This window comes from Ruegeria spongiae, assembly GCF_023502395.1.
GTDB classification, from domain to species: Bacteria; Pseudomonadota; Alphaproteobacteria; order Rhodobacterales; family Rhodobacteraceae; genus Ruegeria_C; species Ruegeria_C spongiae.
In genome coordinates this window covers 16,648-39,143 of sequence record NZ_JAMFMB010000024.1, presented here as the reverse complement: position 1 = coordinate 39,143, position 22,496 = coordinate 16,648, and the positions used below count along the sequence as shown (strand labels likewise).

Annotated in this window: 21 protein-coding genes; 9 read left to right on the top strand and 12 right to left on the bottom strand. The window is 62.1% G+C overall.

Going from position 1 to position 22,496, the window contains the following annotated elements; translation table 11 throughout:
* Position 1: 1 nt before the first annotated feature.
* From M3P21_RS16840 to infB, 6 genes are all read left to right on the top strand, one after another.
* Positions 2-1,009 (top strand): flagellin, encoded by a 1,008-nt coding sequence (locus M3P21_RS16840; protein ID WP_249711757.1) that lies wholly within the window; start codon positions 2-4, stop codon positions 1,007-1,009.
* Entirely contained in the window at positions 1,006-2,106 is a 1,101-nt protein-coding gene (locus M3P21_RS16835; protein WP_249711755.1) for a flagellar basal body P-ring protein FlgI, read from the top strand. The genes M3P21_RS16840 and M3P21_RS16835 overlap by 4 nt, the downstream gene beginning before the upstream one ends.
* A 160-nt stretch (positions 2,107-2,266) precedes the next feature.
* A complete protein-coding gene (rimP, locus tag M3P21_RS16830; RefSeq protein WP_249711753.1) occupies positions 2,267-2,935 on the top strand; it encodes a ribosome maturation factor RimP in 669 nt (222 codons plus the stop codon).
* The gene (nusA, locus tag M3P21_RS16825; protein ID WP_249711751.1) at positions 2,935-4,563 is read left to right on the top strand and encodes a transcription termination factor NusA; all 1,629 of its coding nucleotides are present in this window, start codon (positions 2,935-2,937) and stop codon (positions 4,561-4,563) included. Before rimP ends, nusA begins: the two co-directional genes overlap by 1 nt.
* Positions 4,564-4,586: 23 nt before the next feature.
* A complete protein-coding gene (locus M3P21_RS16820) occupies positions 4,587-5,210 on the top strand; it encodes an RNA-binding protein (RefSeq protein WP_249711749.1) in 624 nt (207 codons plus the stop codon).
* Positions 5,211-5,219: 9 nt separating this feature from the next.
* Positions 5,220-7,709 (top strand): translation initiation factor IF-2, encoded by a 2,490-nt coding sequence (gene infB, locus M3P21_RS16815; protein WP_249711747.1) that lies wholly within the window; start codon positions 5,220-5,222, stop codon positions 7,707-7,709.
* A gap of 80 nt (positions 7,710-7,789) precedes the next feature.
* Here infB and M3P21_RS22590 read toward each other — a convergent pair whose 3' ends face one another.
* The 4 genes from M3P21_RS22590 to M3P21_RS16800 form a co-directional block, all read right to left on the bottom strand.
* Complete coding sequence (locus M3P21_RS22590; protein ID WP_283781023.1) at positions 7,790-7,924, bottom strand: hypothetical protein; 135 nt, start codon at positions 7,922-7,924, stop codon at positions 7,790-7,792.
* A gap of 193 nt (positions 7,925-8,117) precedes the next feature.
* Positions 8,118-8,516, bottom strand: a complete 399-nt coding sequence (mutT, locus tag M3P21_RS16810) for an 8-oxo-dGTP diphosphatase MutT (protein WP_249711746.1) — start codon at positions 8,514-8,516, stop codon at positions 8,118-8,120.
* A 56-nt stretch (positions 8,517-8,572) separates the two neighbouring features.
* Positions 8,573-9,799, bottom strand: coding sequence for a bifunctional glutamate N-acetyltransferase/amino-acid acetyltransferase ArgJ (gene argJ / locus M3P21_RS16805; protein ID WP_249711744.1), 1,227 nt, complete (start codon positions 9,797-9,799; stop codon positions 8,573-8,575).
* Positions 9,800-9,804: 5 nt separating this feature from the next.
* Entirely contained in the window at positions 9,805-10,656 is an 852-nt protein-coding gene (locus M3P21_RS16800) for a peptidylprolyl isomerase (RefSeq protein WP_249711742.1), read from the bottom strand.
* Between the two features lie 175 nt (positions 10,657-10,831).
* Here M3P21_RS16800 and secA point away from each other — a divergent pair, with 175 nt between their 5' ends.
* The 3 genes from secA (at position 10,832) to M3P21_RS16785 (ending at position 16,244) form a co-directional block, all read left to right on the top strand.
* The gene (gene secA / locus M3P21_RS16795) at positions 10,832-13,579 is read left to right on the top strand and encodes a preprotein translocase subunit SecA (RefSeq protein ID WP_249711740.1); all 2,748 of its coding nucleotides are present in this window, start codon (positions 10,832-10,834) and stop codon (positions 13,577-13,579) included.
* Positions 13,580-13,680: 101 nt separating this feature from the next.
* A complete protein-coding gene (locus tag M3P21_RS16790) occupies positions 13,681-14,661 on the top strand; it encodes a hypothetical protein (RefSeq protein ID WP_249711738.1) in 981 nt (326 codons plus the stop codon).
* 23 nt (positions 14,662-14,684) lie between these two features.
* Positions 14,685-16,244 (top strand): phosphate ABC transporter substrate-binding/OmpA family protein, encoded by a 1,560-nt coding sequence (locus M3P21_RS16785; protein ID WP_249711735.1) that lies wholly within the window; start codon positions 14,685-14,687, stop codon positions 16,242-16,244.
* A gap of 44 nt (positions 16,245-16,288) precedes the next feature.
* Here M3P21_RS16785 and radC read toward each other — a convergent pair whose 3' ends face one another.
* The 8 genes from radC to M3P21_RS16745 are packed head-to-tail and all read right to left on the bottom strand — an operon-like array spanning position 16,289 to position 22,496.
* A complete protein-coding gene (gene radC, locus M3P21_RS16780) occupies positions 16,289-17,047 on the bottom strand; it encodes a RadC family protein (RefSeq protein WP_249711733.1) in 759 nt (252 codons plus the stop codon).
* Positions 17,048-17,082: 35 nt separating this feature from the next.
* On the bottom strand, positions 17,083-17,817 hold the full coding sequence (locus tag M3P21_RS16775) for an ABC transporter permease (RefSeq protein WP_249711731.1): 735 nt from the start codon (positions 17,815-17,817) through the stop codon (positions 17,083-17,085).
* The gene (locus M3P21_RS16770; protein WP_249711729.1) at positions 17,814-18,542 is read right to left on the bottom strand and encodes an ABC transporter ATP-binding protein; all 729 of its coding nucleotides are present in this window, start codon (positions 18,540-18,542) and stop codon (positions 17,814-17,816) included. Before M3P21_RS16770 ends, M3P21_RS16775 begins: the two co-directional genes overlap by 4 nt.
* Positions 18,539-19,222: a thiaminase II gene (tenA, locus tag M3P21_RS16765; protein ID WP_373320059.1), complete on the bottom strand. Its 684-nt coding sequence runs from the start codon at positions 19,220-19,222 to the stop codon at positions 18,539-18,541. Before tenA ends, M3P21_RS16770 begins: the two co-directional genes overlap by 4 nt.
* The gene (locus M3P21_RS16760; RefSeq protein WP_249711727.1) at positions 19,219-20,154 is read right to left on the bottom strand and encodes an ABC transporter substrate-binding protein; all 936 of its coding nucleotides are present in this window, start codon (positions 20,152-20,154) and stop codon (positions 19,219-19,221) included. Before M3P21_RS16760 ends, tenA begins: the two co-directional genes overlap by 4 nt.
* A gap of 16 nt (positions 20,155-20,170) precedes the next feature.
* Positions 20,171-21,136, bottom strand: a complete 966-nt coding sequence (locus tag M3P21_RS16755; RefSeq protein WP_249711724.1) for a HesA/MoeB/ThiF family protein — start codon at positions 21,134-21,136, stop codon at positions 20,171-20,173.
* Positions 21,133-21,729: a thiamine phosphate synthase gene (locus M3P21_RS16750; RefSeq protein WP_249711722.1), complete on the bottom strand. Its 597-nt coding sequence runs from the start codon at positions 21,727-21,729 to the stop codon at positions 21,133-21,135. The genes M3P21_RS16755 and M3P21_RS16750 overlap by 4 nt, the downstream gene beginning before the upstream one ends.
* The gene (locus M3P21_RS16745) at positions 21,726-22,496 is read right to left on the bottom strand and encodes a thiazole synthase (protein ID WP_249711719.1); all 771 of its coding nucleotides are present in this window, start codon (positions 22,494-22,496) and stop codon (positions 21,726-21,728) included. The genes M3P21_RS16750 and M3P21_RS16745 overlap by 4 nt, the downstream gene beginning before the upstream one ends.

Here is a 22,496-nt window from a genome sequence, read left to right as displayed (position 1 = left end):
CATGCCCCTGACATCAATCGGCGATCTGGCCAGCTCACTTGCTCTGCGCACCCGCAGCGCGGAAATCAAGACCCGAATCGCAACGCTGACCGACGAACTCAGCTCCGGCCAGACACAGAATGTGAATACCAGGCTTGCCGGTGACTATTCACAACTGGCCGATATGGATCGCCGGTTGCGCCACCTGCAGGCCTTCAGGACCGTCACCGCCGAGGCGGGTGCCTGGGCCAGCGGTATGCAAACGGGCCTTACGAACCTGCATGACCGGGTTGGCGACCTCTCGACCAAACTGGTCACGTTTTCAAAACCCGGTCAGGAGGTCACACGCGCGCATATGAGCAAACAGGCTGCCGACGACCTCAAGCTTCTGGTATCGACGCTGAACACCCGATCCGGTGGGCGGAGCCTGTTTGCCGGGCAGGCGGTGGATACGACGCCGCTCGCCGATGACAAAACCCTGCTGTCGGCCCTGCGCACTGCGGTGAGCGGTCAGACGACGCCAGTTGACATCATTCAAGCCGCCACAGACTGGTTCAACGACCCTGCCGGGTTCGAGACGGTCATCTATCAGGGCTCCGACCAGAGCCTGGACCCGATCAGTGTATCCGACACCCAGGACGCCAGCCTGCCGCTGCGCGCCGATCATCCAACGTTCCGTGCCATCCTGCGTGACACCGCATTGGCAGCGCTTGCAACTGACCCCGCGTTGGGGTTTTCGGAAACGGTCCAGTCGGATCTGCTGCATAGAACCGGCGCCGGCCTGCTGCGCAGCCAGGATGAACTGACTCTGATGCAGGCTGATCTGGGCCATGTGGAATCCCGCATCGAAGCGGCTAAAACCCAGAACGCTGCCGCCGCGACAGCCACAGAGTTTGCCCGCAACAGACTATTGGCGGCGGACCCCTATGACACGGCAACACATCTGGAAGCGGCCCAGTTCCAGTTGGAGAGCCTCTACGCCGCAACCGTACGGTCCTCGCAACTGTCCTTGGTGAACTACCTCAGATGAGCATTTTCAGACTTCTCGCCCTGGCCTTTCTATTGGCCCTGCCCGCCAATGCCGGAGAAATCCGCCTGAAGGACCTTGTCGATTTCGATGGTGTCCGGGGCAACGATCTGATCGGCTATGGCCTGGTTGTGGGTCTGAACGGAACCGGCGACGGGTTGCGCAATTCACCCTTCACCGAAGACATGTTGTCGAATGTGCTGGAACGCCTCGGCGTCAATGTCACCGGAGAGCAGTTTCGTCCAAAAAACGTCGCTGCCGTGTTTGTGACGGCCAGTCTGCCGCCGTTTTCGCGGGTGGGCTCGCAGATCGACGTCACAGTGTCCGCAATCGGCGATTCGAAAAGCTTGCTCGGCGGGACGTTGATCATGACGCCGCTCAACGCCGCCGACGGGCAGATTTATGCTGTCGCGCAGGGTACCGTGCTGGCTGGTGGCGCCAGTGTCGAGGGAGAGGCGGCCTCGGTGGTGCGCGGCGTGCCGACTTCGGGAGTCATCCCCTCTGGCGCGCGGGTCGAGAAAGAAATCGATTTTGACCTGTCATCGCTGAGCCGCCTGCGTCTGGCCTTACGGGAACCCGACTTCACCACGGCGGGGCGCATCGAAACAGCCGTGAACCGCGAGTTCAGACGCCCGGTGGCGGTGATGCGCGATTCCGGAACGGTTGAGCTTGATGTTGCGGCAACCCGCGCTGCATCCGTTGCCCATGCCATTGAACGGGTGGAAAACATTCTTGTTACACCCGAGCGCCGGGCGCGTGTTGTGGTCGATCAAAGGTCGGGCACAATTGTGTTGGGCGACGATGTGCGCATCTCGCGCGTCGCCGTTTCGCAGGGCAACCTGACCCTGCGGATTGAAGAGGCGCCGTTGGTCGTACAGCCGAACCCCTTTGCCAATGGGCGAACCGTGGTAGTCCCGCGCACCACCGCAGCACTTGAAGAAGACGAAGGCATCAAACTCGCCGAAGTGCCCGAGGGAGCCTCGCTGTCGCAAGTTGTTGCCGGTCTGAACGCGCTTGGGGTGTCGCCGAGGGACATGATCGATATTCTCAAGACGATCAAAGCGGCAGGCGCCCTGCACGCGGAATTTGTCGTGCGCTGAGACAAGCACGCGGTGGTGAAAGGTGGGGTGCTTTCGCCTCTTGCAGACTCACCCGCCACCACGTATATGCCTCTCAACAGCGGCGCGTCGGGCTCTGGCCTGAAGCTCCACCGGGAAATATCGACGGGCCGCGGGCCCGTTTTTTTGTGTTTGGACCAAGATGAGCAACGACCTGATAGCAAAGGCAGCGATCGACCGGCGACTGGCCGAGATCGTCACCCCTGTGATCGAGGATCTGGGGTTCGAGCTGGTGCGCATCCGTCTGATGAGCGGCAAGCAGTCGACCTTGCAGATCATGGCCGACAAACCCGATGGCGGCATCGAGGTGGATGATTGCGCCGAGATCTCGAATGCGGTCAGCGCCACGCTGGATGTCGAGGACCCGATTCTGGATGCTTATACGCTGGAAGTGTCCAGCCCCGGCATCGACCGCCCGCTGACGCGGCTCAAGGATTTCGACATGTTCGAAGGCTATGAGGCCAAGCTTGAGACCGCAGAGTTGATAGACGGTCGCCGCCGCTTCAAGGGGGAACTGGCCGGGGTCGAGGACGATGAGGTTCTGATAAACATACCCGAGCATGGCGAGACGATTACCATCGGTCTGCAATTCGACTGGCTAAGCGATGCCAAGCTTGTACTGACCGATGATCTGATCAAAGAAATGCTGCGCCAACGCAAGGCGGCAGGCGCGCTGCCCGAAGACCTGAACGAAGACCAATTCGACGAGATAGTTGAAGATGCGCCCCTGCCGGGGGATGACGTTAAAGGCGCGCCCCTGCGGGGCGACGAAATCGTGCCCGAGCAAGGGTCCGAAGAGGAGACGAACTGATGGCAATCACCTCAGCCAACCAGCTGGAGCTGCTGCAAACCGCCGAGGCCGTGGCCCGGGAAAAGATGATCGATCCCGGTCTGGTGGTCGAGGCGATGGAAGAAAGCCTCGCCCGCGCCGCCAAGAGCCGCTACGGCGCCGAGATGGATATCCGCGTCAGCATCGACCGCAAGACCGGCAAGGCGACCTTTACCCGCGTGCGCACCGTGGTCGAGGATGAAGAGCTTGAGAACTATCAGGCCGAATTCACCGTCGAGCAGGCCAAGCAATACATGGAAAGCCCCGCTGTGGGGGACCAGTTCGTCGAAGAAGTCCCGCCCGTCGAGATGGGCCGCATCGCCGCGCAATCGGCCAAGCAGGTGATCCTGCAGAAGGTGCGCGAAGCGGAACGAGACCGTCAGTACGAAGAATTCAAGGACCGCGCCGGCACCATCATCAACGGTCTGGTCAAGCGCGAAGAGTTTGGCAATGTCATCGTCGATATCGGCGGTGGCGAGGCCGTGCTGCGCCGCAACGACAAGATTGGCCGCGAAAGCTATCGCCCCAATGACCGTCTGCGCGCCTATATCAGAGAGGTCCGCCGCGAACCGCGCGGGCACCAGATCTTCCTGTCGCGCACCGCACCGGAATTCATGGCCGAGCTGTTCAAAATGGAAGTGCCGGAAATCTATGACGGCATCATCGACATCAAGGCGGTCGCTCGCGACCCCGGCTCTCGCGCCAAGATCGCCGTGATCTCTTATGACAACTCGATCGACCCGGTTGGGGCCTGCGTGGGCATGCGCGGCAGCCGCGTGCAGGCCGTCGTGAACGAACTGCAGGGCGAAAAGATCGACATTATTCCGTGGAACGAGGATCAGCCGACCTTCCTGGTGAACGCGCTGCAGCCCGCCGAGGTTTCCAAGGTGGTTCTGGACGAAGAAGCCGGCAAGATCGAAGTTGTCGTGCCCGAAGAACAGCTGAGCCTGGCGATTGGTCGCCGGGGTCAGAACGTGCGTCTGGCCAGCCAGCTGACCAATCTGGACATCGACATCATGACCGAGGCCGAGGAATCGGCCCGCCGCCAGAAGGAATTCGAGGCGCGCACCGGGCTGTTCATGGAAACGCTGGATCTGGACGAATTCTTTGCCCAGCTGCTGGTCTCGGAAGGTTTCCGCAATCTCGAAGAGGTTGCCTATGTCGAGCTGGATGAGCTTCTGGTCATCGACGGCGTCGACGAAGGCACCGCACAAGAGCTTCAGGCCCGTGCCCGCGACTATCTGGAAGCGCAGGCCAAGCAGGCGCTGGACAATGCCCGCGCGCTGGGTGTCGAGGACAGCCTGGTTGAATTCGAGGGGCTCAGCCCCCAGATGATCGAGGCGCTGGCCAAGGACGACGTCAAGACGCTGGAAGATTTTGCCACCTGCGCCGATTGGGAACTGGCGGGCGGCTGGACCACGGTTGATGGCGAGCGCGTCAAGGATGACGGCATTCTGGAACCGTTCGGCATGAGCCTCGAAGAGGCGCAATCAATGGTGATGACCGCCCGCGTTCTGCTGGGCTGGGTCGATCCGGCCGAGCTTGAAGCCGACGACGAAGAGGTCGAAGCCGAAGACGGCGAAGAAACCAACGCGGAGGCCGGGGCCTGATCTCAGGCCCGGATGGGTTCGAGATGAGTCGCGGTGGTGCCTCAAAAGACCGGTCGGACGGTCCCGAACGCAAATGCGTCGCCACGGGCGAGGTGCGTCCTAGGTATGGACTCATCCGCTTTGTGGCAGGACCTGACGGTACGGTTGTGCCCGATGTGATGGGCAAACTGCCGGGTCGGGGCGTTTATGTCGCGGCGGATCGCGCGGCGCTGAAGCGGGCCGTGGATAAGAAACTGTTCAGCCGGGGCCTGAAGATGCAGGCCAAAGTCCCGGACGGGTTGATCGACGAGCTGGAACGGCAAGTGTCGCGCCGCGTCGTCGATCTGTTGAGCATGGCGCGCAAGTCGGGCGATGCGGTTGCGGGCTATGAAAAGGTCAAGACCTGGCTCGACAAGGAAGAGGCGCAGATCCTGCTGCAGGCCAGCGATGGATCGGCGCGCGGAAAGACGAAACTGAGCACGCCTCATTTCGGCAGTTACATCGGTTGGCTGACGGCAGATGAATTGGGCATGGCGTTTGGTCGCCAAACAGTGATACATGCGGCGCTGGCCTCTGGTGGACTCGCCAAACGTGTTGTAGAGGAAGCGCAGCGCCTGCGTGGCTTGCGCGAAACGGATGACGGCGGCAACGGCCGCACGGAAGGGTAAGTAAGCTTGATGAGCGATAGTGACGGCAAAAAGACATTGGGTCTGCGTGGGGCGCCCCGCTCGGGGAATGTGAAACAGAGTTTCAGCCACGGACGGACCAAGAATGTCGTGGTGGAAACCAAACGCAAGCGCGTTGTGGTCCCCAAGCCCGGTGCGTCAAAGCCCGGGGCCGGGTCTGCTACGCCATCGGGTGATCCATCCCGCCGCCCCGCCGGAATCACCGATGCCGAGATGGCCCGCCGCCTGAAGGCGGTTCAGGCCGCCAAGGCGCGTGAAACCGAAGAGGCCGAGCGCCGCGTCGCCGAAGAAAAAGCGCGCGCCGAAGATCGGGAACGCCGCCGGGCCGAGATCGAGGCCAAGGAACGCGAGCAGCGCGAGGCGGAAGAGCGTGCCAAGCAGAAAGCCGCCGACGAAGAACGCCAGCGCAAGGAAGCCGAAGACACCGCGCGCCGCGCCGCTGCCGAGGCTGCCTCTGCCAAAGAAGCGCCCAAGCAGGAACCGCGCAGCGCACCGGCCGGTCGGCCCGCGCCAACTGGCGATGCTCCGCGGCGCGAGCGCGAACAGCGCCAGACGCGAGGCAAAGGCCGCGATGACAACCGCCGTTCGGGCAAGCTGACGCTGAACCAGGCGCTGTCTGGTGGCGAAGGTGGCCGTCAGAAATCGCTGGCCGCCATGAAGCGCAAGCAGGAGCGCGCGCGGCAGAAAGCCATGGGCGGTTCGGTCGAGCGTGAAAAGGTAATCCGCGACGTGCAGGTGCCGGAAACCATCGTGGTGTCCGAACTGGCCAACCGTATGGCCGAGCGCGTCGGCGACGTGGTCAAATCGCTCATGAACATGGGCATGATGGTCACCCAGAACCAGTCGATCGACGCGGACACTGCCGAACTCATCATCGAAGAATTCGGCCACAACGTCGTGCGTGTGTCCGATGCTGATGTCGAAGACGTCATCGCCGATATCGAGGACAAGGACGACGATCTCCTGCCGCGCCCCGCGGTGATCACCATCATGGGCCATGTCGACCACGGCAAGACCTCGCTGCTGGATGCGATCCGCGACGCCAAGGTTGTTGCCGGCGAAGCGGGCGGCATCACCCAGCATATCGGTGCCTATCAGGTCAAAACCGATGGCGGTGCCACGCTGACCTTCCTTGATACGCCGGGCCACGCCGCCTTTACCTCGATGCGCTCGCGCGGGGCTCAGGTGACGGATATCGTTGTGCTTGTGGTTGCCGCTGATGACGCGGTCATGCCGCAGACCATCGAAGCCATCAATCACGCCAAGGCTGCCGAAGTGCCGATGATCGTGGCGATCAACAAAGTCGACAAACCCGACGCCAACCCCGACAAGGTGCGCACCGACCTGCTGCAGCACGAGGTGATCGTCGAGAAGATGTCGGGTGAGGTTCAGGACGTCGAAGTGTCCGCCATCACCGGTCAGGGTCTGGACGAACTGCTTGAAGCAATCGCGCTGCAGGCCGAGATTCTGGAACTGAAAGCCAACCCCGATCGCGCCGCCCAAGGCGCGGTGATCGAGGCGCAACTGGATGTGGGCCGTGGCCCCGTCGCGACCGTTCTGATTCAGAAAGGCACGCTGCGTCAGGGCGATATCTTTGTTGTGGGCGAGCAATACGGCAAGGTCCGTGCGCTGATCAACGACAAGGGCGACCGGGTGCAAGAGGCCGGGCCATCGGTGCCGGTCGAGGTTCTGGGCCTCAACGGCACGCCCGAGGCCGGGGACGTTCTGAACGTGACCTCGACCGAAGCGCAGGCCCGCGAGATTGCCGATTACCGCGAGCAGGCCGCCAAGGACAAACGCGCCGCCGCCGGTGCCGCGACCACGCTTGAGCAGTTGATGCAGAAGGCCAAGGACGACGAGAACGTGTCCGAACTGCCAATTCTGGTCAAAGCCGATGTGCAGGGGTCCGCCGAGGCCATCGTTCAGGCGATGGAAAAGATCGGCAATGACGAAGTGCGCGTGCGCGTGCTGCATTCCGGTGTCGGCGCCATCACCGAAACCGATATCGGTCTGGCCGAAGCGTCTGGCGCGCCGGTCATGGGCTTCAACGTGCGGGCCAATACCTCGGCGCGGAACACGGCGAACCAGAAGGGTGTCGAGATCCGGTACTACTCGGTGATCTATGATCTGGTGGACGACGTGAAAGCCGCCGCTTCAGGTCTGCTGAGCGCCGAGATCAAGGAAAACTTCATTGGTTATGCCGAGATCAAGGACGTGTTCAAGGTCTCCAACGTCGGCAAGGTTGCAGGCTGTCTGGTCACCGAAGGCGTCGCCCGCCGCTCGGCCGGTGTGCGCCTGCTGCGCGACAACGTTGTGATCCACGAAGGCACGCTGAAGACGCTGAAGCGCTTCAAGGACGAAGTGCCCGAGGTTCAGTCGGGTCAGGAATGCGGTATGGCGTTCGAGAACTATGACGATATTCGCAAGGGCGACGTCATCGAAATCTTCGAACGCGAGGAAGTCACCCGCACGCTGGACTGACCTGGTCCGACATGTCGAAAACAAATGGGGTTGGCCGTTGGGCCAACCCCTTGTTGTGTGAGTGGCGCTGTGCCGTTTCGTCAGGCTGTAGCCTTGACCGGACGTCCTGCAAAATGCTTCTTGCCGACCTTCACTTCGATACGCCCATCGGCAAGCGCGCGCACATATGTGCCCTGTACGAACACACACGTGCCAATCGTAATTGTACGTAGCACGTGACATCCTCCCAAATTGCCATTTGGATGAGTTCACTATACACGAAAAACCCGCAAATGGACACTGTTTAACGTCGGGCCGCCAATCGGCCTGCGTGTAAATCCTCTACATGTAGCGTATGAATTCGAGTTTGCGACGAAATGTAGAGGCGCGCTGGGATCGGAATGCAACCAAAAGACGCGGGCGGTCAGATCATAGCCAGTCTCTCAGGATTGGAATGAGCGGAATATCGGCTGGCGGCATCGGATAGTCGCGCAGGTCATTCGGACGGACCCATTTCAACCTCTGGCCTTCATTGGATTGCGGGATTCCCTCCCATTTCCGGCAGGCGAATAGCGGCATGAGCAGGTGAAAGTCGTCATAGCCATGGCTCGCGAAGGTGAGAGGTGCAAGGCAGGATTGCCAGGTGTTGATGCCCAGTTCTTCTTCCAGTTCGCGGATCAGTGCCATTTCAGGCGTTTCACCGGGTTCGATTTTGCCACCCGGAAACTCCCATAGCCCGGCCATGGATTTTCCCTCGGGGCGTTGCGCCAACAGCACCCTTCCATCGGGATCAATCAGCGCAACGGCCGAGACCAGTACAATTTTCATTGTCACAATTCCGGACGCAATACCGGGTTCCACTTTTTGCTGGGAGTGTTCCGGTTTCACGACCGGTAATCCGCGTTGATCTCGATATATCCGTGGGTCAGATCGCAGGTCCAGACGGTGGCCGCGCCCGAACCCAGGCCCAGATCGATGGCGATCACCAGGTCCTGCGCTTTCATGTAGGCGGCGGCGTCTTCTTCGCGGTAATTCGGGCTGACCCAGCCTTTTTCCGCCACCAGAATATCCCCGAACGAGATGCTCAGCCGGTCTCGGTCCGCCGCAGCCCCTGATTTACCGATCGCCATCACGACGCGGCCCCAATTGGCGTCCTCTCCGGCGATGGCGGTCTTGACCAGCGGAGAGTTGGCCACCGACAGACCGTGGGTTTTGGCCTCGGCATCCGACACCGCACCGGTGACGCGGATTTCGATGAATTTAGTCGCGCCCTCGCCGTCCCGCACCACCAGATGCGCCAACTCGCGCATCACCCGTTCCAATGCGGCATCAAACCCGGCATTTCCCGTCGCATCCACCCCCGCAGCGCCGGTGGCGCAGACCAGCAGGCTGTCCGAAGTCGAGGTGTCGCTGTCAACGGTGATGCAGTTGAACGTGCGATCCGCCATGGCCGAGACCGCGCCTTGCAGCGCCGCCTGATCATAGCCCGCATCGGTGAAGATATAGACCAGCATCGTCGCCATATCCGGCGCGATCATGCCCGAGCCTTTGGCGATCCCGGCTATGGACACCGTCTTGCCATCGACCTCGACCTGCGCGCTTGCTCCTTTTGCGAACGTGTCGGTGGTCATGATCGCCTGCGCGGCGGCCTCGATGGCGTCCCCGGACAGGCCGGCATTCAGATCGGTGATCTGCGACACGATCCGGTCATGGGGCAACGGCTCGCCAATGACCCCGGTCGAGGCGGTGAAGACGCGCGCCTCGGGCACCCCGGTCGTCTCAGCCACCGCCTTGGTCACCTCGGCGACCGAGATCTGTCCGTAATGGCCGGTAAAAGCATTGGCATTGCCCGAATTTACCAGAATTGCGGCGGGGCCAGTGTTGTCCCCGCCCAGTTTCTGTTGACAGTCCAGCACCGGAGCCGCGCGGGTCGACGAGCGGGTGAAGACACCCGCCACCGACGTGCCCGCATCAAGAACCGCCAGCATCACGTCTGTGCGCCCGGCATATTTCACGCCTGCTGCCGCCGTGGCAAAGCGCACGCCGCCAAGCTGCGGCAGGTCTGGAAAACGCGCGGGCGCCAGCGGCGAAACCTTGGTGATCGTCGCCAAAGCGCTTACTCCTGCACGAGGTCGAGCTGCTTGAGCATCTCGGGCGTCAGACCTTCGACTTCGGGGCGTTCCACCGTTGCGGACTGGGTCAGTTCCGCCACTTTCGCCTCGATCACCTCGCGCTGGATCTGCTGTGCCAGATCCTGACGCACATCCTCCAGCGCCGGGGCCTGGGATTTGCGCTTGTCGTTCAGGATGATCAAATGCCAGCCGAACTGGGTCTGCACCGGTTCCGAGACCTGACCGGGTTCCAGCGCCATCACGGCCTGCTCGAATTCGGGCACCATCTGGCCCGCTCCGAACCAGCCCAGCGCGCCGCCGTTGGGGCCCGAGGGGCCGGTGGATTTCTCTTTCGCGGTTTCCGCAAAATCCGCGCCGTCATCCAGCGCGCCCTTGATGGCCTTGGCCTCATCCTCGGTCTCGACCAGGATATGCGCGGCGTCATATTCGTCGCCCCCCGCCCATTCGGTGAACTGCGCGTCATAGGCCGCCTGCAGCGCCTCGTCGGTCAACGCCTCTTCGGTCAGCCGGTCGATCATAGTGGCGGCCAGCAGCGAGCGTTCTTCGTTCTCCAGCGTCAGCGCGATCTGGCGCGGCATCTCGTCACCCAGCGCCGCGCGCAGCAGGTTCTGCTGGATCAGCTGATCGAGAATGGCGTCATACAGCACCTGATCCTCGACCTGCTGGTACTGCTGCGGTAGCGCCGCCCGCGCCAGGATCAGATGGCCCAGCGTGATGTCTTCGCCGTTGACCGTTGCGACAACAGTGTCGGCATCTGGCTGGCTTTGTGCAGCCACCGGCAGCGCCATCACGGCAGCAAGCGCCAGAGCTGGCAGAAAAGTGAGGCCTTTGGGCATGAAATCATCCTATATTCAGACCGCGACAGGGCGCGGCGTTGACACTCTTAGACCTGCCGCTTACATCGCTTTGAAGCCTTGGACAGGACCGCCTTCACCCCCCGTATCTATGGGTTGCGCGCAGGGCGGGCAAGCCTGTCGCAACCTCGATAAGAATAGATCCGCTGGAGTGAACATGCTGGGACTGGGAACGCTCACCAAAAAGGTGTTCGGAACGCCAAACGACCGCAAGATCAAGGCGACCCGCCCGCTGATCGCAAAGATCAACGCGCTGGAAGAAGAGTTCGAAAAACTGTCCGAACAGGGCCTGATCGACAAGACCGAAGAGCTGCGCAAACAGGCGCTGGACGGCGCGGAGTTGGATGACCTGCTGCCCGAGGCCTTCGCCAATGTGCGCGAAGCCGCCAAGCGGGCACTGGGGCTGCGCGCCTTCGACGTGCAGCTGATGGGCGGCGCGTTCCTGCATCAGGGCAATATCGCCGAGATGAAAACCGGCGAGGGCAAAACGCTTGTCGCCACCTTCCCCGCCTATCTGAACGCGCTGACCGGCAAGGGCGTGCATGTGGTCACGGTGAACGAATACCTTGCCAAACGTGACGCCGAATGGATGGGCAAGGTGTTCGGCGCGCTGGGCATGACCACTGGCGTGATCTGGACCGGCATGCCCGAGGATGAGAAACGCGCCGCTTATGGCTGCGATATCACCTACACCACCAACAACGAGCTGGGCTTCGATTATCTGCGCGACAACATGAAGTCCGAACTGGACCAACTTTTCCAGAAACACCACAATTTCGCCATCGTGGACGAAGTCGATTCGATCCTGATCGACGAGGCGCGGACTCCGCTGATCATCTCGGGCCCGGCGCAAGACCGATCGGACCTGTATCTGACCATCGACACGGTGATCCCGACGCTGGACGAGAGCCACTTTGAACTGGACGAAAAGACCCGCAACGTGACCTTCACCGACGAGGGCAACGAGTTTCTGGAAAATCAACTCAAGGCGCGGGACCTGCTGGATGAAAGCCAGTCGCTTTATGATCCCGAAAGCACAACCATCGTGCATCACGTCAATCAGGGCCTGCGGGCGCATAAGCTGTTCCAGAAGGACAAGGATTACATCGTTCGCGACGGCCAGGTTGTGCTGATCGACGAATTCACCGGCCGGATGATGCCGGGCCGCCGCCTGTCGGACGGTCTGCATCAGGCCATCGAGGCCAAGGAAGGCGCCCCGATCCAGCCCGAGAACGTCACGCTGGCAAGTGTGACCTTCCAGAACTATTTCCGGCTATATGACAAGCTGGGCGGCATGACCGGCACCGCACTGACCGAAGCCGAGGAATTTGCCGAAATCTACGGTCTGGGTGTGGTCGAGGTTCCGACCAACAAGCCGATCGCACGGGAGGACGAGGACGATCAAGTCTATCGCACTGCGGGCGAGAAATACGGCGCGATGATCAAAGAAATCCGGAAAGCCAACGAGAAAGGCCAGCCGGTTCTGGTTGGCACCACCTCGATCGAAAAGTCCGAAATGCTCAGCCAGTTGCTGACCGAGGAAGGCATCAAGCACAACGTCCTGAACGCCCGCCAGCACGAGAAAGAGGCGCAGATCGTCGCCGAGGCCGGTCATCTGGGCGCGGTGACCATTGCCACCAACATGGCCGGTCGCGGCACCGATATTCAGCTGGGCGGCAATGTCGAGATGAAGGTTCTGGCCGCATTGGCCGAAAACCCCGAGGCCGATCCAGTCGAGCTGCGCGCCGCCGAAGAGGCCAAGCACGCGGAAGAAAAAAAGAAGGTGCTTGAGGCCGGCGGGCTGTTCGTGATGGCCTCGGAACGCCATGAAAGCCGCCGCATTGACAACCAGCTGCGCGGCCGTTCGGGCCGTCAGGGTGACCCGGGTCGCACGGTGTTCTACCTCAGCCTCGAAGATGACCTGATGCGCATCTTCGGCTCGGAGCGTCTGGAAAAGGTGCTGCGGACGTTGGGCATGAAAGAAGGCGAGGCGATCATTCACCCCTGGGTGAACAAGTCGCTGGAACGTGCCCAGGCCAAGGTCGAGGGCCGCAATTTCGACATGCGCAAGAACGTGTTGAAATTCGACGACGTGATGAACGACCAGCGCAAGGTGATCTTCAGCCAGCGGCGCGAGATCATGGCCGCCGAGGACCTGTCCGAGATCGTATCGGATATGCGCGAGCAGGTGATCGACGATATCATCGACCAATACATGCCACCAAAGTCCTATGCTGATCAATGGGACATGCAGGGGCTTTACGCCGCCGTAATCGAAAAGCTGGGCCTCGACCTGCCGATCATTGACTGGGCTGACGAAGAAGGCGTCGACGACGAACAGATCCGCGAGCGCCTGATCAAGGCCGCCGATGAAAACATGGCGAAAAAGGCGGTCGATTTTGGCCCTGAGAACATGCGCAACATCGAAAAACAGGTGCTGCTGCAAACCATCGACAGCAACTGGCGCGAGCATTTGCTGACGCTGGAACACCTGCGCTCGGTCGTTGGGTTCCGGGGATATGCCCAGCGCGACCCGCTCAACGAATACAAGAACGAGAGTTTCCAGCTTTTCGAAGGGATGCTCGACAGTCTGCGCGAAACGGTGACCCAGCAACTGGCGCGGGTTCGCCCGCTGACCGAAGAGGAACAGCGCGAGATGCTGGCCCAGATGACCGCCCAGCAGGCCGAGTTGCAGAGCGCGGCAGCGGGTGAAGCGCCGCAACAGAACGCCGATGCGAAAGAACCCGCACTGGCGGGCGCGGATCAGTCGGCTGATGGCGGCGCGCAGGCAGCTCCCGGTTTTGTCGAAGACGATCCCGAAACCTGGGGCAAACCCTCGCGCAATGATCGCTGTCCCTGCGGCTCTGGCAAGAAGTTCAAACACTGCCACGGGCGACTGACCTGAGGGCGCTGCCCTTATTCGGACAAAATGACTCCCAAGGACGGCCACAAACTGGCCTCCTTTTTTAACGAAAGTTAATCCGAACAAAGCCGGGGGAGTCGGTGATGATTCGGACACGCAACCTACTGACAGTCGGCGGAACGGCGTTCTGCGCACTGGCGATCGGATATTTCATGCAGCGCGACGCGCCTGCGCAATATGCGTCCGTCATCCGGCATCCGTCTGGGTTGCAACAGCGGGTTCTGGCCCCATTTGCCCGCGCGGACCTAGATGAATATGCCATGCTGGAGGTCCGCGATATCAAGCTGACCTCGGCCCTACCCGGCCTGCCGGTGCCTACCCGCCTGCCTCAACCGGCGCTGGAACATGTGACAGATGGCGCGGTCGCAGCGCGCAAGATTTCCCTGCCCATACTGCCCGCCGACCCGATGCACCCGAAGCTTGGATGTAACGTAACTGTCGCCTCATCGGTATTGCCGCTGGCCCGCGTCGCGCTTTCGGTTGACGCACCGTGCTTTCCGAACCAGCGGGTAACGGTGCATCACAGCGGACTGTTCTTTGCCGACACTACAGACGACAAGGGCGCACTGGATGTGACGATCCCGGCGCTGTCGGAACAGGCGGTGTTTGTCATCGAGTTTGACAATGGTGCCGGTGCGGTCGCCCGCGCCGAAGTGGACGAATTGCTGGATTTCGAGCGTGTGGCAATCCAGTGGGGTGGTGAATCCGGTCTGCAGATCAACGCCAGAAGCGACAATGGCGTGATCCCGGTCACCGCCGAAAACAGCGCATATGGTGATGTCGTTCGCCTTGGCAAGCTGGGCCACAGTACCTCGCGCGTGGCCGAAATCTACAGTGTTCCCCGCGATCGGCTGGCGCGCTCAGACGCAATCTCGCTAACGATTGAGGCCAAGGTAACCGCCGCCAATTGTGACCGCGACATCGCCGCGCAATCGCTGGAGCTGCGCGCGAACCGCAGCTTGCGAATGCGCGACCTGACCCTGTCAATGCCTAGTTGCGACGCGACCGGTGACTTTCTGGTGTTGAATAATCTTGTCGAAGACCTGAAGATCGCCGGAAAATAACCCGCAGGCAAATCAGGTTTCTCATGAATTGGCTTCGTGCGGCGGTTTTCGCCGCGCTTTTTGTTTACGGCACGGCGCTGCCCGGGCTGGCCCAGGATGTGACACTCACCTCGCGCGATGGTGCTGTGGCGATCACCGGTGACCTGCTGGGCTTTGACGGCGAGTTTTACCGGGTCGATACCAGCTTCGGAGAGTTGACGGTCGATGCCTCGGGCGTCAGCTGCGACGGACCCGCCTGCCCAAAACTGACCGATTTCGTGGCTGAGATCACGCTTGCCGGGTCCTCTTCCATGGCCGAGGTGTTGCTGCCCGCCCTGCTTGAAGGTTTCGCGCGGCGCAACGGTTATCTGACGCAGCGCCTGCCCTTGCCCGATGGCGGCTTCGTATATGCGTTGCAGCAACCCGGTCAAACCCTGCCCGCCGCGCGGTTCCGGTTCGATATCTCGTCCACCGATCAGGGCATCGATGCACTGTTGAACGGGCGCGCGGATATCGCCATGGCGCTGCGCGAGATTCGCCCCGAGGAGCGTGACCGCGCCCGTGAGGCCGGCCTTGGTGACATGACGCATCCCAACCGCAGCCGCGTTCTGAGCCTTGATGCCATGGTGCCCATCGTCGCACCAGACAACCCGGTGCACAGCCTGTCGGTCGATGATCTGGCGCGGGTTCTTTCGGGTGCGGTGACCAGCTGGGCCGAACTGGGCGGGCCGGATGCGCCGATAGCGGTGCATTTGCCGGGCGGGGGATCGGGCCTGGGGCAAGCGGTCGAGGATCGCATTCTGAAGCCCGGCGGCACCACGGCGCTGGCGGATGCGACGCGGCACCAACGCGGCAGCAACCTGACCCGCGCGGTTGAGGCAGACCCCTTTGCACTGGGTATCGCAAGCTTTGCCGAGATCGGCAACGCCCGGCCCCTGACCTTGACCGGTACCTGCGGATATGCGATCGCGGCCAACCGGCGATCAATCAAAACCGAGGACTATCCGCTCAACTCGCCGATGTTTCTCTACATCCCCGCCCGCCGTCTGCCAAAAGTTGCGCGCGAGTTTCTGGCCTATACGCGTGGTCCGTCGGCGCAGCTGGTCATTCGAAAGGCCGGGTTCGTCGACCAGATGCCGGAACTGGTAGAAATGGGTTCGCAGGGCGCGCGGCTTGCCAATGCGATTGCATCGGCAGGGGACGAGGTGCCACTGTCCGAGCTGCAGCGATTGACGAAGACCCTGTCACCACTTGCCCGGCTGACCACCTCGTTCCGGTTCGAGGCCGGATCGTCACGCCCCGACGCGCAGTCCCGCGCAAACATCCAGCAACTGGCGCAGGCGCTGGAGGTCGGGACATATGATGCGCGCAAGCTGGTCTTTGTCGGGTTTTCCGATGGGGTTGGCCCGGCCACCAGCAACCAGAGTATCGCCCTGCGCCGCGCCAAAGCGGTGCGCAAAGCGGTGATCGAAGCCGCTGAAACCGCCGGATTGGACCGGGTGGAAATCAGTGTCGAAGCCTTTGGCGAAGCGATGCCGATGGCTTGCGACGACAGCGACTGGGGTCGTCAGGTGAACCGCCGGGTCGAGGTCTGGACCCGTTAGGGTCATTCGATCCGATAACCGTATCCCGCATTGCGGAAGACGCGTCAAAGATATCCTTCGCTGCGAAAGCTCAGCTCGTTCGATTTACCGATGATCAGGTGGTCGTGCAGGGTCAATCCCAGCGCCTGACACGCATCCTGAATGCGCATGGTCATGTCGATATCCGATTGCGACGGCGTCGGGTCGCCCGAGGGGTGGTTATGCACCAGAATCAGCGCTGAGGCATTCAGTTCCAGCGTCCGTTTTGCCACCTCTCGCGGATAGACCGGCACATGATCGACGGTGCCACGCGCCTGTTCCTCATCCGCGATCAACACGTTCTTGCGATCCAGGAACAGCACCCGGAACTGTTCGGTCTCGCGATGGGCCATGGTGGTGTGGCAATAGTCCAGCAGCGCATCCCAGCCCGACAGAACATGGCGCTGCAACACGCGCGCGCGGGCCAGCCGATGGGCGCTTGCCTCGACAATCTTGAGCTCGGTGATCACGGCGGCACCCACACCCGGCAGTTCCGCCAGCCGTTCGGGCGGCGCGCTGAGCACCCGGTTGAAATCCCCGAAACTCTCGAGCAACTTCCGCGCCAGCGGTTTCACGTCCTGCCGGGGAATGGCGCGGAACAGCACCAGTTCCAGCATTTCATAATCCGGCATCGCCGCCGCGCCGCCAGCCATGAACCGGTCGCGCAGGCGTTTGCGGTGATCCTTGATATAAGACGGCATGCGCCCCGTGGGCAGCGCAACCGCCGGAGCCTCATCCGGGTCAAACAGCATCGGGGCTTCTTCAAAGGCGTCTTTATTGGACATATCGCGAGGCTGCGCGGGAATCAGTTTCCGCCCGGTTAACGCGCCTCACCGGCCATGCGCGCGGTCAGTTTGCGGACCACCAGATGCAACAGAACCGAAAGCACGCCCAGCGTCAGCATGGCGGCAAACATCAGATCGGTCTTGGCCCGGCCATTGGCCAGCAGCATCAGATAGCCCAGCCCGCGTGACGAGCCCACCCATTCGCCGATCACCGCACCGATCGGCGCATAGACCGCGGCCAGCCGCAGCCCCGAGGCCAACGAGGGCAGCGCAGCGGGCACGCGGATCTGCCACAGGATCGCGCGGCGACTGGCCTGCATCGTGCGCGCCAAGTCCAGATACCCCTCGGGTGTGCGCATCAGCCCGTCAAAAAAGGATGATGTCACGGGGAAGTAGATAATCAGCACCGCCATGGCGACTTTCGACCCTAACCCGTAGCCAAACCACAATGTCAGGATCGGTGCCAAGGCAAAGACCGGCAGTGCCTGGGTGAAGACCAGCATCGGCTGCACCAGCACCCGCGCAGTCCGCGATGAGGCAAGCTGTATCGCTGTCGCCGCACCGAGCGCCGACCCGACGACGAGACCGATCAGAACCTCCAACCCGGTCACAAGCGTGTTTTCGGCGATCACTGCGCGGTTGGCCCACCAGGTCTCGGCCACCAGCAACGGTCCCGGCAGGATAAAGCGCGGCAGAGCGGTGAACACCACCACCACCTGCCAGAGCAGAATGGCAAACACCGCCGCCGCGAGAGGGGCACCGAACCTCATGCCGCGCGCTCTCGCAGCAGACGCAGCAATGCGCCCTGCGCCTCCAGCATCTCGATATCGTCCACCCGACGTGGCGCGGGCGAGGCGGGCACAGCGCAATGGTCCAGGCTGCGATGCGACATCACTGCGATGGTCTGGCCCAGCCGCGCGGCCTCACCCGGATCATGGGTCACCAACAGAACGGTACGGCCTTGCAACAATTCGACCGCCAGTTCCTGCATATCGGCCCGCGTCCGGGCATCAAGCGCCGAAAAGGGCTCATCCAGCAGGATGATCTGCTTGTCCTCCATCAGGGTCCGGGCCAGCGCCGCGCGCTGCCGTTGCCCGCCTGACAGTTCCGCAGGTTTCTTGTGAGCGTGATCAGCCAGACCGACGCGTCCCAGCAACCGCGTCAGCCGGCCGGCATCGGGCTTTTCCCCGCGCAATCGCGCACCCAGCGTCACATTGCGCGCCACATCCGCCCAGGGCAGCAACAGATCGTCCTGCGCCATATAGGCCACACGTGGCACGACCGGTTGGTCATCAGAGGCGCGGATCGCACCATCGAACGTGGCCCCGGTCTGCAACCCGGCGATCAGGCGCAGAACCGTTGATTTCCCGACACCCGAGCCGCCCAGCAGGCAGGTCCATTCCCCCGCCCTCAGCACAAGAGACAATGGTGCGAACAGGGGCACGCCGTCGATGGAGGCACCCCCTTCGACCACTATCTCGGGTGCTGCATTCACGGGGTCAGACCCATGTCCCAGAACTTGACCTCAAGCTCGGTGGCGGTGCGGAACGTCTTGCACAGGCTCTGCCAGATCGGCAATTGATCATAGCCCTCGCCCAACCGACGGGTCACGGCGCTGTCGATCATCGCCCCAACATCGCGACAATAGCTCTGGTATTGATCCCCTGCATAGGTGTCGATCCATTGCTGGTAAGTGTCAGAGTGCGCCGCTTGCTTCAACCGCAGGCCGATCTCGGCATAGCCCATCACGCAAGGCGCCAGCGCGGCCAGCAGCGTCAGAAAGTCACCACTATAGCCAGCTTCAAGCACATAGCGCGTATAGGCGAGGTTTTCGGGTCGCTCAGGCGTCGCGGCCAGCGCGTCATGCGAGATACCGGCCTCGGCGCAGACGCCGACATGCAGCATCATCTCTTCATGGATCAGCCCGTTCACCGTGGACGAGGCCACCAGCATCTCGTCATGGGTTTCAGCCTTGACCACCGCCAGCGCCCAGGCGCGCGAGAAATGGGTCAGGAACACATAGTCCTGCCGCAGATAATGCAAAAATGCCGCATTGGGCAGGCTGCCATCGCTGAGCCCCTCGACAAAGGCGTGGCGGGTATAGTCCCGCCACGTTTCGCCACTGGCCGCGCGCATCAGGCCGAAGGCGCGGCCATAATCCGGGGTCGCACTCATTGTGCGGTCACGTCGATTGCGATGTCCGAAACCGGGTTGATCCCCTTGGTCAGACCCTTTTCCTGCAGGAACTCTTCGAACCGCGAGTAACGCCCGGCATCCAGCCCGGCGGGGCGCAGCGCAAAGCGGGTCAGCGTGTCTTTCCAGGCGCGCTTGTTCAGCTCGTCCTGCAATTCGGGTGACGTGCCTGAGAAGATCTCCCAACTTTCTTGCGGATGGTTGACGATGAACTGCGTCGCCTTCTCAGTGGCGGCCAGGAAACGGGCTACTTTATCCGCATCCATTTTCGCCGGGTTGGCCACATAGATCAGCTCGTCATAGGGCGGCACGCCTTCTTCCTCGATATAGAAGCAGGTGCCGGGATGCTCTTCGATATCCATCTGGTTCAGCTCGAAGTTCCGATAGGCACCGATCACCGCATCGACCTGACCCGACATCAGTGAGGGCGAGAGCGAGAAGTTCACATTGACCAGTTCAACCTCGTCCAGTTTGACGCCGTAATTGCCCAGAACCGTGCTCAGCACCGCCTCTTCGACACCGGCGACCGAGAACCCGATCTTCTTGCCCTTCAGGTCGGCGGGCGTCTTGATCGGCCCGTCCTTGAGCACCAGCAAACAGTTCAGCGGCGTGGCCACCAGCGTGCCGACCCGCTTGAGCGGCAGGCCTTCATGGATTTGCAGATGCAGCTGCGGCTGATAGCTGACCGCCAGATCGCCCTGACCGGCGGCAACCAGACGCGGCGGGGCCGAAGGGTCGGCGGGGGCGATGATTTCGACGTCGAGGTTCTGATCGGTGAAATAGCCCTTTTCCTGCGCCACAATAATGGGCCCGTGATCGGGGTTTACGAACCAGTCCAGCAGGACGGTCATCTTGTCTTCGGCGAATGCCGGGGCCGCAGAGAGAAGCGCCAATGTGGTGAGAAGTTTCTTCATGGTATCATTGTCCTGTTCATGAAGTGGAGGCCGCGACGAGAACAATCTCGCCGGGCCAGAATTCGGTGACTTGTTCCGCTGCCCGCCAGGCCCGCAGGCCGGACGCGCAACACAGCGCCAGCGGCGTGGCGGGATCGGGCAGCGCCGCGCGTAGCTTGTCGGCCGCGATCCGCAGCGCATCGGGATGGGCGGGCATGGGTGCCTCAGTGGCATCGCGCAGCTCGATGATCATGTGGTTTGGCCCAAGCTCGGAGGCGGCGACAAAGGCATAGCCATGCGCGGGCTCGGGCGCATTGTCAAAGCGGAAGCCCGACAGGTGGAAACTGCCCGCATCCACCTGCACCATCTGTCCGATGGGCGAGGGATCAAACCCCAGCAATACCGACAGCGCCATCTGTGCCTGCAGCGCGCCGATCATGGCGACAACAGGCCCTAACACGCCGGAACTGGCGCAATTTTGGGTATTGTCCGGCATCTCGGGGAATACCGCGCGCAGGCTGGGGCCGGTACCGCAGAACCCGCCAACATACCCATTCAACCCCAGAGCAGAGGCGCTGATCAGCGGGGTCTGCTGGTCGTAACAAGTGTCGCTCAACACGTAGCTGGCTGCGTAACTGTCGGCGCAATCGAGCACGATATCGGCCTGCTGGACGAATGCTGCCGCGTTTGCGGGGGACAAAGTCTGCACCACGCCCGTTGCAGAAATCTCTGAGTTGATCTCCTGACAGCGAGTCGCGGCGCACATCACCTTGGGCTGACCGCAATCTGCCTCGGTGAACAAGGTCTGACGATGAAGGTTCGACAATTCGACCACGTCCGGATCGAGGATGGTCAGGTGTCCCACGCCCGCACCCGCCAGGAGCGGCAGCAGCGGTGCGGCAAGTCCGCCAGCACCGACAACCAAAACACGGGCCTGCGCCAGCAGCGCCTGCCCGTCAGTGCCAACCTCCGGCAATTGCATCTGACGTGCATAGCGGCTCATCGGGTGACCTCGATCCATTGCCGCACGCGCGCTTCGGGATCGTCGTTCAGCGTGATGTCGGTCACCACCGAGACGATATCGGCCCCGGCCTCCAGCACGCCGGGCGCGCGCTCCACACTCATCCCGCCGATGCCGACCAACGGCACCGACCCGACGCGGGCCTTCCATTCGGTGACCTTCGGCAGGCCTTGCTGATGCCATTTCATCTTTTTCAGGATCGTCGGATAGACCGGACCCAGCGCGATATAGGCCGGATCAAGCGCAAGGGCGCGGTCCAGTTCCGCGTCGTCATGGGTCGAAAGCCCCAGCCTTAGACCCGCTTTTTGGACCGCAGGCAGGTCGGCCTCATCCAGATCCTCCTGCCCCAGATGCAACCAGTCACAGCCCTCGTCGATGGCAATCTGCCAATGGTCGTTGACCACCAGAACCGCGCCATGGCTGCGGCAGAGGTCAACGGCCGTGCGGATCTGGGTTCGGATCACCGACTCAGGCTGGTCCTTGATGCGCAGCTGCACCAGCTTGACGCCCAAGGGCAGCATCCGCACCAGCCAGGACACATCGTCGAAGATCGGATAAAACCGGTCCAGTGTCATGACAGGAACGCCTTTCCGATCACCGGGGTTGACGCGGTAGCCATATCGCGCGGCTCGATCGGGTCGGCCTGATGGGCCAGCCTGCCCGCCTCGATCGCTTGCGCCATGGCGCGGGCCATGGCGGCGGGATCACCCGCGCGGGCGACGGCGGTGTTGAGCAACACGGCGTCAAAACCCAGCTCCATCGCATGGGCCGCATGGCTGGGCAGGCCGATCCCGGCATCCACCACCAGCGGCGTGTCGGGAAACTCGGCCCGCATGGCACGCAAGCCGTATTCATTGGCCAGCCCGCGCCCCGATCCGATCGGCGCGCCCCAGGGCATCAGCACCTCGCAACCGGCGTTCAGCAGGCGCTCGCCCACGATCAGATCCTCGGTTGTGTAGGGAAAGACCTGAAACCCGTCCTCGCTCAGGATTCGCGCGGCCTCGACCAGTTGGAACACATCCGGCTGCAGGCTGTCGGTATGGCCAATCAGCTCCAGCTTGATCCAGCGCGTATCGAACACCTCACGCGCCATATGGGCGGTTGTGACCGCCTCTTTCACCGTATGGCAGCCAGCGGTGTTGGGCAGGATATGCACATCCAGATCGCGGATCATCTGCCAGAAGCTTTGGCCCGCGCCGCCTGCTCCCTCACGGCGCAGGGAAACGGTGGCGATGGCGGCTTTGGAGTCGCGAAACGCCGACTCGAGGATCGCGGGGCTGGGATATTGCGCCGTACCCAGCAGCAGCGGGTTGGCCAATTGGGTGCCATAGAACGTGCGCAT